The organism is Shewanella sp. Arc9-LZ (assembly GCF_010092445.1).
Lineage (GTDB): Bacteria > Pseudomonadota > Gammaproteobacteria > Enterobacterales > Shewanellaceae > Shewanella.
On the sequence record NZ_CP048031.1, the window covers coordinates 1,624,068 to 1,638,984 of the forward strand.

Below are 14,917 nucleotides of genomic sequence, written 5' to 3' on the forward strand. Positions count from 1 at the left end.
TCAATACCTATTCAATAACACGTCTAAAAGGAGGAAGGGCATCAATTAATGATTTGCCATAACGTTTAGTGACCAAACGACGGTCTAAAATGGTCACTCGGCCATAATCTTGCTCTTTTCGTAACAGTCGGCCACAACTTTGGACTAATTTACGTGAAGCATCAGGAATTGTCAGCTGTAAAAATGGATTACCGCCTTTTACTTTTAAGTATTCCGCGTGAGCTTGTTCTACTGGTGAGGTCGGGACAGCAAACGGAAGTTTGGTAATGATTAAGTTTGTTAAGTAATCGCCCGGTAAATCGAGGCCTTCAGAAAAGCTACCAGTACCGAAAATGACACTGGGTAGACCTTCATCACAGCGTTTTTTGTGCTGTTCTAATATTTGTTGACGTGGAATAGCGCCTTGAACAAAAAGCTGGTCTTTGGGAATTTTACCTTCGACGAGCTCAACCACTTTATCCATTTGCCAATATGAGGCAAACAGCACTAATGTGGCCATTTCACCATCGATAAGTGTCACAATATGTTGTGCAAGTTCGGTGGTGTAATTTTCGTCCGTAGGTTCGCAAACCATTTGAGGTATAAATAAGGTCGCATTATTTTCGTAATCGAAAGGGGATAATAATGCTAAAAATCGGCTGCCATCATTCATTGACAGGCCTACTTGATGAGCAAAATGGTTGAAGCTGTTTAAGGCTCGAAGCGTTGCACTGCACAACACCACGCCAGCGGCTTTTTGCCACAACATAGATTCAAGCATAAAGCCAACTTCTATAGGCGATGAGCAAAATAAATAATCTTGTTGTTTACCGGTAATTAATTCAGCCCAACGCGCCATGGGTGCGCCTTTTTTACTGTCTTCTTTGGCCATCATCTTCCATAACTTATGTAAGTTATCTAGCCGCTGTAAAATAAAACCTGTTTCTGATAACAACCCTTCCGACTGATGTTTAGGCACTTCACCATCTTTGATTGCTTCATTTAACACTGATACCACTTTATTAAATTGCTTTACCGCGGAACCTGATGCAGTGGCCAGATTTTCTGCCTGTATTAATAACGATTGTGGTAATTGGCCATGTTCAAAACGAAGTCTGGATTCAGGGTTAGCGAATAACTGTGGTTGGGTATCACAAAAGTGAGCAACCTGGGTCAGTAAATTGGTTAACTCTGTGGTGTGGTCAAGCATTGCCTGTACAGGGGCAATGATATGAGTGGTTTTGAGTTGATTTTGTAACTTAGAACAGGTTTTCGATGCTTTTTCTAACCAATCACATGCTCCTCGAAGTGTGGCTTGAGCACTGGAGAAATCTCTGGCAACTATCGGTAAGTGATGAGCTTCGTCGATAACATAAAACATGTCTTCTGGTTCTGGTAAAATGACGCCGCCGCCAAGTTCTAAATCGGCAAATAACAGACTGTGGTTAACAATGAGTACATCCCAAGTGTCCACATCTTCACGAGCTTTATGAAACGGGCAATTATGGTGTGCCGATACTTGACGATGACAGCTGTGTTTATCACAGTAAATTTGTTGCCACAAGAAATCAGGAATAGGGTGTTTTAAAGTATCAATTTCACCATTCCAGCGTTTTTGATGAAAATCTTGATGCAATTTTTGTAATTCGTTAATTTGACTTTGGTCGGGTTTAGTTTGCCATATGGCTATTTGTGAGCTGTCTTGTGCCCCTATCATGGCTTCAAGTTTGGCTAAACATACGTAACGCTGACGACCTTTTACCAAACCAAATTTAAAATCAATACCAGACTGTTGTAAAAAATGAGGTAGATCTTTGTGGAGTAATTGTTCTTGAAGTGCCACGGTTGCGGTGGCAATACAGACTTTCTTTTTACTCGAGATGGCTAAAGGGATTGCCCCTAAGATATAAGACAAAGATTTACCAATGCCGGTACCCGCTTCAACCACAATGATACGACGGTCTTTGTCATACTCGCCTGCTAAGGTTTTTGATATTTCCGCTACCATATAGTTTTGTTCGCGACGAGAACGAAATTGCGGCATAGATGCGGCAATTTCTTTATAAATGGTGCGAATTTGACTTTTTATGTTATCCGGTAGCATAGGAAGTATGATTTCTACATAGACTGAATTATGCTGTACATAATAACAGTGAATTAGCATGCCACGAAGTAATAAATCAAATTGAGTAAACTTGTGCCGGAATTCAAACCCGTTGTGACGCCGACAGATAATCCAACGACCAATAATCATGTAAAGGGACGAGTATTAACTCGTCATGCTATTTATCGGCATGGACAATTAGTCCTTCAATATTATATTAAAACCGCTCAAGGACCTGTATTAGCAGAGCTGTATCACAGTGAAGTGATCTGTTTCTGCCGTCAGCAAGATGTTAATCAATTAAGTCAAAAAGTCGGCTTTACCCTTAAGGCTGAGTCGATATCATTGATGAGCTTTGCACATGAACCTATCAGTGCCTTGTATCTTAAATCAAATACCCAATTGAAATTACTCAGTCGCATAGCTAATGATATCGGTATTACTTTATTTGAAGCCGATATTAGGTCTGAGCAACGCTACCTTATAGAACGTTTTATTGCCTTAGATATTGAGTGTTCAGGGCATTATCAACAGCGTAATTCAACTTCAACGATTCCTTTGTTATCGATTAATCGGGCTAGAAAAATGCCCGCCAACGAACTTGTTGATATCCCTTTGAAGATGGTTTCACTGGATTTTGAGTGCAGTTTTACGGGTGAACTTTATTCGGTTGGTTTATATGGTACCGATTATCAATGTGTGTATATGGTGGGCGAACCGCAAGCAGAATGTCATGACTTCATTGTTTGGGTAAAAAATGAGATTGAACTGATACATCATTTAATAGCGTGGTTTAGCGACTATGACCCCGATATTATTATTGGCTGGGCAGTAGTGACCTTTGATTTAGCCTTGTTGTTCAAACGCTGTGTTTTACATCAAATTCCATTATTAATTGGTAGAGGTGATAGCGAACTGAGCTGGAAAGTGGCTGACAAATATCGGCCGGAAACATTATCTTTACCTGGGCGTGTGGTTTTGGATGGTATTGATTGGCTTAAAGCGGCGTTTTATCAGTTTGATAGTTTTTCGTTAGAATCGGTATCGCGACAGTTATTAGCCGAAGGTAAAGCCATTGATCATGTTGAAAATCGTGGCCAAGAAATTACTCATTTATTTGAACAAGATAAAAATGCATTGGCTTTTTATAATATTACCGACTGCCGACTAGTGTGGGATATTTTTGAAAAAACACAGTTGTTAGATTTTGCTCTTGAACGCGCCAAGTTAACGGGCTTGGAGTTCGGCCGCGTGGGTGCATCGATTGCGGCATTTTATCATTTGTATTTACCTCACTTACATCGAAGTGGCTTTGTCGCCCCCGCACAACCCGCGAGCCAAGGTTTAGAAAGCCCAGGCGGATATGTTATGTCCTCTATACCGGGTTATTATAAAGATGTTTTAGTATTAGATTTTAAAAGTCTATATCCGTCGATTATTAGGACATTTCTTATCGATCCTAAAGGCTTAGTTGAAGGACTCTACGCGAGTGAAGTAAAAGATGATGCAACGACAGTGGCTGGATATTTAGGTGCTCAATTTAGTCGGCAATCGCCTATTTTACCTGCATTAGTTGCCAGCCTTGCAGAGCAAAGAGAACTGGCCAAACGAGATAAAAATGCGCCGTTATCGCAAGCGATAAAAATTATTATGAACTCATTGTATGGCGTATTAGGCTCTCGAGGTTGTGTATTTCATGATGCTAAGTTAGCCAGTTCGATTACCATGCGCGGTCATCAAATTATGAAACTCACTAAGCAATGGATAGAAGAGTGCGGTTATCAAGTGATTTATGGTGACACCGATTCTACCTTTGTCTGGTTAGGAGATAATCATGGGATTAAAGATATTCAAGCGGTTGGTAAACAACTATCAGTATCAATAACCGAACGTTGGCTTCAATGGTGTGCAGAAGAATATCAATTAGACAGTTATCTTGAGCTGGAGTTTGAAACCCACTTTGAACAATTTATTATGCCTACCTTGAGGGGGTCGGATGAAGGCAGTAAAAAGCGTTATGTCGGCGCGGTGTCAAATGATCAGCAACAATTAACTCTAACCTTTAAAGGTATGGAGCAGGTGAGGAGTGACTGGAGCCCTATTGCAAGAAGGATGCAGTACCATTTATATGAATTGTTTTTCAAGGGCGAGGATGTTATTGATTTTTTGAGTAATGAGATCGCAGCAATTAAGTGCGGTGCTCGAGATAATGAACTTATTTTTAAAAAGCGATTAAGACGCAATGTTGAAGATTATACCGCAAAGTCGTCACCCCATGTTAAAGCCGCAAAACAGCTTGCCGAACTACTCGGTGACGTAAGTGTTACCCGAAAAGGACAACAGATTCGATATATAATGACACTCACTGGTGCACAAGCCATAGAAGCAAAACCACAAAATATTGATTATGAATACTATATTTGTAAACAAATTCAACCTATCGCGGAGCCCATTCTGCAACTGTGTGGCCATAGCTTTGACTCACTGGTGAATAATCAACTTCTATTGTTATAAGTTAACTTACCAACACCCCAATCTTAAGTTTTCAATGTTAATTAACATTGCTTGTTTTTCTTCGTGTCCTTACGTTCTTAATTCAGTAAAGGCAATCAAGCATTATTTGATGACGCACAAACCTCGCAAACCCAATCTACGAAGATTTATCCAGACGATTAATGTTAAGCAATTACTTACATAGCCTTATTTATTAACACTTAACATTTTTATGTTTACCAGAAGTAATAAAAAACTACCTTCTCCAGATTAATAGTTATTTAAAACAATAGGTTAATTTTTTAACTTTAGACTTGGTATGTTATTTCGACAATAACTAAACAACTTTAACTTATTGTTTATAAAGTTAAAAAAAATTACCTGTTCATATTTCTTAACAGTTAAAGTTGTTACATTTGATTAACTTTTGCGCTTACGACACTTCAAATGTTGATTAGTTGTTTCAAATGTGATTTTATTGCACCTGTAGTTGAGAGGTTGTGATTGTTTTTTGTTGCATCCCCTCATTGAACTAACACCTAAAAAGGTTGTTAGCATTATAAGAAAGACATAAAAAAGTCCAGGGAGATAGACAATGCATAAGAACGTATTAGCTAAGTCGGTGCGTTTAGCACTGATCAGTGGTGCAGCAGCAGCTGCATTTGCTTCGCCAGCAGTTTTTGCTGCTGATGAAGATGGCGCAAAAGTAGAACGTATTGAGGTTACTGGTTCGCGTATTAAGCGTTCTGACCTTGAAGGCGCTTCACCTGTTACGACTATTACTACTGAAGACATGAAGATGGAAGGTAACTTTACAGTTGCTGACGCACTTCGTAACAGTAACTTGAACTCTTTTGGTTCATTCTCTGAGCGTTCAGGTAGTTCTGCACAATCTCAAGCGACTATCAATTTACGTGGTGCAGGCTCAAGCCGAACTTTAGTACTTATTGATGGTAAGCGTTTCCCAGGTTCACCAACACTAGGTGGTGCATCTGCTAACTTGAACGCTATTCCTATGGCTGCAGTAGAACGTATCGACATTCTTACTGACGGCGCATCTTCTACTTATGGTTCTGATGCAATTGCTGGTGTTGTTAACATCATCATGAAGAAGAACTATCAAGGTATTCAATTTAACGTTGGTGGTGGTTCTCGCGACCGTGATGGCGGTTTAACAAGTAAAGAATTCTCGGTTGTCGCTGGTTATCAAATGGACAAAGGTAACATCACCTTCGCATTTGACCACCAAGACCGCAAAGGTATTTCTGATGCAGATAGAGATTATACTGCAGCTAGTTTAAATGACCAAAATGGTGATGGCGAGATCCAGTTCGAAGAGGCTATTGGTTGGAGTCAATATGGCGCAACAATTCGCAGCCCAGACAAAACAACAAAAATGGCATCATTGTTGTGTGATGATTTAGAAGCTGAATATGGATCAGATGTTTTTCAAACAATCAAAGCTGATAACGTATCTGGTGCAGGGCATACATATTGTGGTTATGCATATGCTAACGTTTCATACAACAAAGCTTCAGTAGATCGAAATACTGTCTATGTTGACGCTAACTATGAAATTGCTGAAGATTTAGTATGGTTTGGCCGTACAATGATTACACAAAACAATTCATTCGGTCGTTATGCACCTCCTGCTGCTGCTTGGTCAAATATGAGCGCGGACAACCCACATAATCCATATGGTGAAGATGGCGCGACAGGCTTTATGCGTTGGGTTGGTATTGGTACCCGTGACGGCAACGTTGATGACTACAACCAAGATTACTTAACTGGTTTACGCGGTAATATTAGCGCGCTGAACGATGCTGAGTGGGAAGTTTACTACCATCACAATATCGCCGATAACAAGTCTATCGGTGAGTACTACCTAAGCTATTCTGGTCTTGCTTATAACCAAGCAAATGGTATTGATTTAGGCTCTGAAGCCGGTATCAATAACATGAAAGCCACAACCTTAACTCAAGGTCGTGCAACATTTGATCAATATAGTGCAGGTATTGGTTTTGATGCATTCGAATTACCAGGTGGTGCAGTTGCGCATTACGTAGGTATGGAATATTTCGACCAACAGTTTAGCGAAGTGTATGACGCACAATCAGAAGCTGGTTTAGTTGGTGGTAGTGCCGGTAACTCTGCAGCTGGTGATCGTCAAGTATGGGCAATGTTCTATGAAGCGGTTTTACCGTTAACAGATGACATTGAATTAAACCTTGCGGCTCGTTACGATGATTACAGTGATTTTGGTGACAACGTAGCGCCAAAAGCTTCTATTCGCTGGCAAGCACTTGAGAACGTAGTAGTACGTGCATCATACTCAGAAGCATTCCGCGCACCTTCTTTAGACCAGTTATACGCAGCAACAACATTTAGTGCCGACGATGGTACTGACTATGCTTACTGTGCATCAAATGGAATTGATGAAGTTAGCTGTTTAGAAACTCAATATGATACATATATCACTGCTAACAAAGATTTAGGTCCAGAAACTTCCGAGTATCTTAACTTTGGTGTTGCATGGGATATTACTGATGATTTCGGTGTTAAAGTTGATTACTTTAACTTAAACATTGACAATGTAATTTCTCGTAGGACTATTAGCAACGTAATGGAAGGTATTGCTTCTGGCAGCTTAGCCACTTCGAATACTTTCTATGTCAAGCGTGCTCCTGGTACTGGTGGTTCTTTAGGTCAAGCGTACGAAGTAGGTACCGGCTATGGTAACGGTGATAAACTTGAAATTACTGGTATTGACGTTGCTTTAAACGCTAAGTTTGAAACTTCAATTGGTGATTTTGGTATAAACTGGAATAACAGTTTCGTATTGGATTATATTGAAGAAGTTGAAGGTGGTGGAAATGGTGTTGATACTTCAGGTTGGAATGGTCAACCTGAATTGAAATCAGTCCTAACAACAACTTATCGTGTTTCAGACCACTCACTTTCTTGGAACATGAACTACACTGACTCTACATATGAAGACAAAGAAACTGGTAATTTAGATTCTTGGTTAATTCATAACTTAAGTTATGTTTATGATGCAGGTGATTTCGGTTCAATATTACTAGGCATTAACAATTTGACAGATGAAGACCCAGTGTTAACATCTTCTGGTGACTATACGAATCCAGAGTTGTATAACAACTACGGTCGTGAATATCGTGCAAGTTATACACTTAAGTTCTAAATTCTGATTAGTTATTAATTAGATATAAGAAAGGCTCCCTCGGGAGCCTTTTTACTTGGTATATTATGTAGCAATATGTTGTGGTTAAGAGGGGAGTGTAAATGAATAGTCACTGGAGTGAATATTGGCAGCAAGGACACACAACTTCATTCGGTGAGGCTTTATCTGGTAATTACGAAGGAGTATTAAAAAGTATATGGGAACCGGTATTTAGCGCTCTGACAGAAGGCTTTTTGGTAGTTGATGTTGGCACGGGTAATGGCTCGTTACCGCTGTTATTACGAGATGGGTTATCAAAAGGTGAGTTAACGGGTAAGGTTATTGGTGTTGATTTAGCAGAGGTTACTTTAGCCAACTCAGTAAGTAACAACAATCAAAATATAGACATAGCCTTAATGTCTAATACTCGCTGCGAACAACTTCCTTTTGAACCCAACTCTGTTGACCTTTATATATCTCAATTTGGTTTTGAGTATTCAAATGTCGAGCAGTCACTTGAAGAAGCGGCTAGAGTATTAAAGGACGATGGCCAATTTGTTATTGTTTGTCATCATAAACGTTCAATGATCCTTAACCGTAATAGAAGGATTTTGACGTTAATTGATAAAGAAGAAGTCAATTTATTAATTAATTGTTTAGCTAAAATGGCAAATGCCATGGGCAATATCAGCAATCAAGAAGATGTTGAGCGAATTAAGAAAGACCTTCAATGTGAGCAAATTAGAGCAGAAATTAATCGCTTGATTAAATTATTAGTCATGTTTGATGAGTCGGCCGCTCAGGATTGTGATTTAATGCGTTTCGTGGCTCAGTTTTTTAAAGCTGGATTATTTTGGTCTGTTGCAAAAAAGTTAGAATTTATTGAATTTATTACAATACAAATGGATACGTTAAGACTACGGTTAGCTGAGTTAGTGAACGCTTCATTTGATGAAACTAAATTGGCAACATTTATAGCTAAATTTCACCAAAATAATATGATATTAAATGAACTCAAAGTATTAAATAATGAACAAAATGAAGTCTTAGGCTGGTATTTACATGGTTCAAAATTTATTTAGTAATGAGGAAAAGGCTAAATACATTGTATTATTGAATTGACAGCGTTTTATAACTAATTGAATAAAAACAAGTAATATTTTTCTCTTAGCATTAAATTACGACACATTTATGTTGAAGACGTTTATTTATTAACCTTTCGACAACATTAACGCCTCTAACAGCTCTTTCCACAAGTTTTTAAACTTTGCAAATGTTGACATAGGTCAACATTTTGTGAAATGATGCCAACGGGTCTACGCTTTAATAGGTGTAGAAAAGGGAAGAAAAACTAACAATCACAAGAAAAAGACGTGCTTAGTTGAAGTAACATTGATTAACAATTTTAGATCATCGTTATTTTGCAAAGTTGAACTTTTTAATTCACTTCAAATTGGTTGGGAACTATGTCCAAGGTAAGCAATAGAACAAAAATCGCTACTGCACTTGTTGGCGCTCTGGCTTTAGCTGGTAGCAACTTCGTTGTTGCAGATCCTCTAGCTGACGTTCAAAAAGCAGATAGCAGCCTTAATGCTGCTTCAGCTGCGTCACAACAGAAAGTCGACAAATATTTTGACCAAGCACAAGACATGCTTTTTGAGTATGGCAGCGTAGCTGATGAGCGTGAGTCATTGAAAGCATATAATGATTACGTTGCAGGCTTGGTAGCTGATCAACAAAATTCACTTGATTTAATTCAAACTGATATCAACGGCGTGGATAAACTTCGTCAGGGTGTTGTGCCATTAATGTTTAAAATGGTTGACGCTTTAGAGCAGTTCGTAAATTTAGATTTACCATTTAACATTGAGACTCGTCAGAATCGTGTTAAGAATTTAAAAGATATCCTTGATACTGCGGAAGTTACATTGGCAGAAAAATACCGTCTAATCCTTGATGCTTATAGCATTGAGCGTGAGTATGGTAGCTTTGTAGCAGTTCATACCGGTAAGTTAAATCTAGACGGTAAAGAAGTGCTAGTTGATTTCTTCAATTTAGGCCGCGTTGCACTTTATGCACAGAGCTTGGATCAGAAAATAGCATGGATGTACGACGCAGATGCGAAGTCTTGGAATAAGTTAGACGATAGCTACCTACGTGATATTACTAAAGGTATCCGCATTGCTCGTAAGCAAGGCGCTCTAGACCTATTCGCATTACCAATTCCTGCTGCGGAGACTGCACAATAATGAAGAAGTTAATTACATCAGTGCTAGTAGCTGCAACTTTCTCTTTAACAGCTGGTATGGTTTCTGCTGCAGATGCACCAAAAACTATCGGTCAACTGTTACAGCAAGTTAAAGCCGACCGAGCTAACGAAGGTAAGACAAACGCTAAGCGTGAAAGAGAGTTTCAAGCGGAACGTGGCGATAAAGCTGAATTACTTAAGCGTGAAAAAAATGCCCTGTCTGCTGAAAAGCAACGTGGCAAAGATTTGAACCAAGCATTCTTGGACAACGAGCGTAAAATTGCTCAGTTAGAAGAAGACTTAAAAACTGCTCAAGGTGACTTGGGTGAAATGTTTGGTGTTGTTAAAGGTGAAGCCGGTGATTTCGCTGGTAAGTTAGCTGCGTCTAACATCAGTGCTCAGTTTCCTGGTCGTGACACCTTTATTGCTGAATTGGGTGCACGTAAATCACTGCCTAAAATTGAAGAGTTAGAACAATTTTGGGAAGCACAGTTATTTGAAATGGTTGAGTCAGGTAAAGTTGTTAAATTTGATGGTGATGTTACTGCTATCGATGGCAATGTAGTAAATACTGCAATTCACCGTGTAGGTCCTTTCAACTTAACTGCTGAAGGTAAATATGTTGTTTACAAACCTGAACTTGGTTTAATTCAACAATTATCACAGCAACCAGAAGGCTACCAGGTTAGTGCCGTTGATACGTGGGAAAATACTACTTCAGGTGTTGCTCCTTTCTATATCGATCCAGCTCGTGGCGTGTTACTAAACATCTTTACTAACAAAGCTAGTTTAGAAGATCGTTTAGAAGCCGGTGGAACGATTGGTTACATCATTCTTGCATTGTTAGCATTAGGTATGTTGATTGCGGTTGAGCGTTTAGTGACTCTGACTATCATTGGTACTAAAGTTAATAGCCAACGTAAAAACATCGAAAACCCTGGTAACAACGCTTTAGGTCGTATTCTTAAAGTATACCAGTCAAATAAAGATGTTGATGTTGAAACGCTTGAGCTAAAACTTGATGAAGCTATCTTAAAAGAAACACCAGCTTTAGAAGCTCGTATTTCAATCATCAAAGTTATTGCAGCTATCGCTCCTATGATGGGTCTATTGGGTACGGTTACCGGTATGATCGCAACCTTCCAATCTATTCAATTATTCGGTACTGGTGACCCTAAATTGATGGCTGGCGGTATTTCTATGGCGCTTATTACGACTGTTCAAGGTCTTATCGCTGCATTGCCTCTAATGTTATTACATGCAATCGTAGTTGCTCGTAGTAAGTCTATTGTTCAAGTTCTTGAAGAACAAAGTGCCGGTATCATTGCAGAACATGCTGAGAAGAGGGCTGACTAATGATGCTAATCCTGATGGACGTATGGGATTCCGTCAGGGGCTTCATGGCCTCCGGAGGCGATGTCCTCTGGCTGGTTGCAGCTGTGCTATTCCTAATGTGGGTGTTAATGCTTGAACGTTATTGGTATCTAAATTGGATATCTCCAAAACAACATCAAGCCGTTATCGCCTCATGGGAAGCAAGAGAAGAAACAACTTCTTGGCATGCTCACCGTATCCGTGAAGCTTGGGTATCCCAAGCGAAGCAAGATTTGAATGCACGTATGCTGTTAATCAAAACCCTAGTAGCCATTTGTCCAATGATTGGTCTATTAGGTACTGTAACCGGTATGATTTCAGTATTCGATGTGATGGCAGTTCAGGGGACGAGTAATGCTCGTTTAATGGCCGCTGGTATCTCTATGGCCACAATGCCGACAATGGCAGGAATGGTTGCAGCTCTATCGGGTGTTTTCTTTAGCACACGTTTAGACTCAAAAATGAGAATCAGTTTAGAAAAGCTAAAAGACAGCATGCCTCACCACTAGAGAGAGATTGAACATGGCACGTAAGAAGCATTCCACTATGGAAGAGGAAGCGCAAATTGATATGACCCCGATGCTAGACATCGTGTTTATCATGCTGATCTTCTTTATTGTAACAACATCGTTTGTTAAGCCATCAGGCTTAGACTATAACAAGCCTAAAGCGTCACAGGCTACGTCTAAACCTTCGGCGAACATCTTTATTGGTATCAGTAAAACTGGTGTCATTATGATGGAAAACCGTCAGGTTGATATCGAACGTGTAACTGCAAACGTAGAACGTATGTTGGCGGAAGCACCTGAAGCAGCCGTACTGATTCAAGCAGACAAAGACGCTTTACATGGTTTAGTCGTTAAAGTGCTTGATAACGTTAAAGCTGCAGGTATCGATAAAATTTCAGTATCAGCGGGGAATGAGTAATATGCTAAGAGCACTCGTATCAATAATCATTGGTGCTGCAGTGACTTTTGGGCTGTTTGCTTTCATGGCTTTCCTGGTCGGCGGCGGCGCACAACGCAACGGCGACTCAGTGGAATCCCCTGTTATTGAAATTACGATGGATAAACAGGATTCGAAGGCACAGAAAAAACCAAGGGTTACACCTAAGCCACCTCCACCACCGGAGCAGCCACCGAAGCCGGATACTACTCCGCCTGATTCATCATCTAATATTGACACTAATATGGCGTTCAATATGGGTGGAATCGAATCTGGTGGACCAAGTACTGGTTTCAAGCTTGGTAACATGATGACCCGTGATGGTGATGCTACCCCTATCGTTCGTATTGAGCCCCAGTATCCAATTGCTGCTGCTCGTGATGGTAAAGAGGGTTGGGTTCAACTTACCTTTACAATTAACGAACTAGGTGGTGTTGATGACGTTTCTGTTATCAAAGCTGAACCTAAGCGTTTATTCGATCGTGAAGCGATTCGCGCATTGAAAAAATGGAAATACAAACCAAAGATTGTCGATGGCAAGCCATTAAGACAAAGTGGTATGACAGTACAACTGGACTTCACACTAGAGAAGGGAGGTAGATAATGCGTAAAGTTACTAGTATCGCTACAGCGTTATTACTTTCAGTCTGCGGAAGTGCATTATTGTCTAGCTCTGTAGTTGCTGCGGAAAAGTGTGAGATTGACAAACGTCAATCTCGTGCTGTTGGCGAAAGCGCTGCAAAAAAAGTTCAAAAATCTTTTGAAGCATATACCGAAGGGAATTTAGACCAAGCGATTGCAATTTTGCTTGAGGCTAATGCTAAAAACGATTTCGACAAAGCGTATGTCGATCGTATGTTAGGTAACTTCTATGCTGAAAAAGGTCAGATGAAGACAGCAATCAAATATTTAAAGACTGCTGTTGATGCTGACATTCTTGGTGGTACAGATCATGCTGCAACAATGCGTTTGTATGCTGATTTGTTATTACAAGAGAAACAGTTTAAAGAAGCGATTCCATATTATTACAAGTGGATGGATTTTACCTGTAAGGCTGATGCGCAAATGTATCGTCGAATTGGTATTGCCTACACTGAGTTAAAAGATTGGAATAAAGTACTGCAAGTTGCTGACAAAGGTTTAACTTTAGCTGAATCGCCTGATAAAGGCTTGTATCAAATGAAGTTAACCGCTTTCTTCAACCAGAAAAAGTACAAAGAAGCCGTAAAAGTGTTAGAAACTATGGTGCCTTTGTTCCAAGACGATAAACGTCTCTGGGTTCAGTTAGCTCAGTTTTACTTGATGACTGAAGACTATGATAAATCACTAGCAACATATGATTTAGCATATAAAAATGGCTTTTTAGAGACGGACAGTAATATTACTCGTTTGGCTCAATTGTTAGCGCAAAAAGGTTCGCCTTATAAAGCTGCTACCATTTTTGAAAAGCACATGAAGTCTGGTTTAGTTGTTGAAAGCGAGAAGAGTTTAACTACACTCGCTGGTTTTTATCATAATGCTAAAGAGCTAAAAGAAGCTGCTTACTATTATGGCAAAGCTGCTGCAGTTAGTAATAAGGGTGAACTGTATTTAAAACAAGGTCGTATTCTTGCTTTAGAACAAAAATACAATGAAGCTATTCCGGTGCTTAAAAAAGCACTTGATGCTGGTATTGATAACCCGGGTGAAGCTCAATTTGAGCTAGCTTTAGCATACTTGAGCCTTAAAAAGTATAAGTCTGCTTATAACCGTGCAGTTCTTGCCGCTAATGATAAAAAGACTGAACGCAGTGCTAAGAGCTATATTTCTTATATCAAAGAAAAAGCTCGGATTCACAACGTAACGCTTTAATCTAAGCTTGATTTAAAAAGCCCCTTTTTAGGGGCTTTTTTATTTTCTCATGAAAATGCTCTCATCATTCTTATTGTATTTAGGTTATTAATTTTGCTGTATTAATGGCTCGAATCTTGTTCAATTAACGTATTGACTGATATTCGAAATCAATAAATTGTTAGATAGTGTGTATTTGATGAAGTTTAGTTTCATGTACCGCCATGCAAAGATACAATAAGTGAAATGATGATGTCTGCTTAGTCATGTATGGCATATAGTAACGATATTACATATTAGAAATACGTTATCCAGAACGAGTAAGCCTGATTGTAAGTGTATTTTATACACTTAAGTAGACAAGGTCGTGCATTGTTAGTGAGAGCTTATGTTGTGCTATCTAATAATATTCTCAGGTGTAGAGTAGTGGTGATTGGGCGTGAGATAAATTCACTTCTAATTAGGATACTCATACGTGGTAATGAAACCCCCATACCCTGGTTTTTTTAAGCGTAATAACTAAATCATATTTTTATCGAGATTAAATAGTTAACCTCGACTCGGGTTAAGAGATTGGATAAGTAAGGCAGAATGACAACATTTATCCTATGTCATATCAAACTGGTCATTTGTTTTGCTAACAAGGCGTATTGACGCGTCAATAGCTAGCCTATTGCAAGTCGATATAAAACAGTTAGCCAGACAAGGAGCGTTTGATAACTGTTTTTTATCCTGAGCTCAGGTGAGTTACATCGAGATAAAT

Annotated in this window: 10 protein-coding genes; 9 read left to right on the forward strand and 1 reads right to left on the reverse strand. The window is 39.4% G+C overall.

Translation table 11 applies throughout. The features are described from left to right. Positions 1 to 7: 7 nt before the first annotated feature. On the reverse strand, positions 8 to 2,083 hold the full coding sequence (gene dinG / locus GUY17_RS06980; RefSeq protein ID WP_162022711.1) for an ATP-dependent DNA helicase DinG: 2,076 nt from the start codon (positions 2,081 to 2,083) through the stop codon (positions 8 to 10). A 93-nt stretch (positions 2,084 to 2,176) separates the two neighbouring features. Here dinG and GUY17_RS06985 point away from each other — a divergent pair, with 93 nt between their 5' ends. The 9 genes from GUY17_RS06985 (at position 2,177) to GUY17_RS07025 (ending at position 14,175) form a co-directional block, all read left to right on the forward strand. Next, positions 2,177 to 4,597 (forward strand): DNA polymerase II, encoded by a 2,421-nt coding sequence (locus GUY17_RS06985; RefSeq protein ID WP_254439882.1) that lies wholly within the window; start codon positions 2,177 to 2,179, stop codon positions 4,595 to 4,597. A 574-nt stretch (positions 4,598 to 5,171) separates the two neighbouring features. Continuing rightward, positions 5,172 to 7,778 (forward strand): TonB-dependent receptor, encoded by a 2,607-nt coding sequence (locus GUY17_RS06990; RefSeq protein WP_162022712.1) that lies wholly within the window; start codon positions 5,172 to 5,174, stop codon positions 7,776 to 7,778. Positions 7,779 to 7,879: 101 nt separating this feature from the next. Beyond that, positions 7,880 to 8,839 (forward strand): class I SAM-dependent methyltransferase, encoded by a 960-nt coding sequence (locus tag GUY17_RS06995; RefSeq protein WP_162022713.1) that lies wholly within the window; start codon positions 7,880 to 7,882, stop codon positions 8,837 to 8,839. Between the two features lie 384 nt (positions 8,840 to 9,223). Then, on the forward strand, positions 9,224 to 10,006 hold the full coding sequence (locus GUY17_RS07000) for a DUF3450 domain-containing protein (RefSeq protein ID WP_162022714.1): 783 nt from the start codon (positions 9,224 to 9,226) through the stop codon (positions 10,004 to 10,006). Continuing rightward, entirely contained in the window at positions 10,006 to 11,361 is a 1,356-nt protein-coding gene (locus GUY17_RS07005; protein WP_101087812.1) for a MotA/TolQ/ExbB proton channel family protein, read from the forward strand. Before GUY17_RS07000 ends, GUY17_RS07005 begins: the two co-directional genes overlap by 1 nt. After that, the gene (locus GUY17_RS07010) at positions 11,361 to 11,888 is read left to right on the forward strand and encodes a MotA/TolQ/ExbB proton channel family protein (RefSeq protein ID WP_011638074.1); all 528 of its coding nucleotides are present in this window, start codon (positions 11,361 to 11,363) and stop codon (positions 11,886 to 11,888) included. The genes GUY17_RS07005 and GUY17_RS07010 overlap by 1 nt, the downstream gene beginning before the upstream one ends. 13 nt (positions 11,889 to 11,901) lie before the next feature. Then, positions 11,902 to 12,306, forward strand: a complete 405-nt coding sequence (locus tag GUY17_RS07015; protein ID WP_011638073.1) for a biopolymer transporter ExbD — start codon at positions 11,902 to 11,904, stop codon at positions 12,304 to 12,306. A 1-nt stretch (position 12,307) separates the two neighbouring features. Then, positions 12,308 to 12,928 carry an energy transducer TonB gene (locus tag GUY17_RS07020; protein ID WP_101087814.1) on the forward strand — a complete coding sequence of 207 codons (621 nt, stop codon included), beginning with the start codon at positions 12,308 to 12,310 and terminating at the stop codon, positions 12,926 to 12,928. Continuing rightward, positions 12,928 to 14,175: a lipopolysaccharide assembly protein LapB gene (locus tag GUY17_RS07025; protein WP_162022715.1), complete on the forward strand. Its 1,248-nt coding sequence runs from the start codon at positions 12,928 to 12,930 to the stop codon at positions 14,173 to 14,175. Before GUY17_RS07020 ends, GUY17_RS07025 begins: the two co-directional genes overlap by 1 nt. Positions 14,176 to 14,917: the final 742 nt, after the last annotated feature.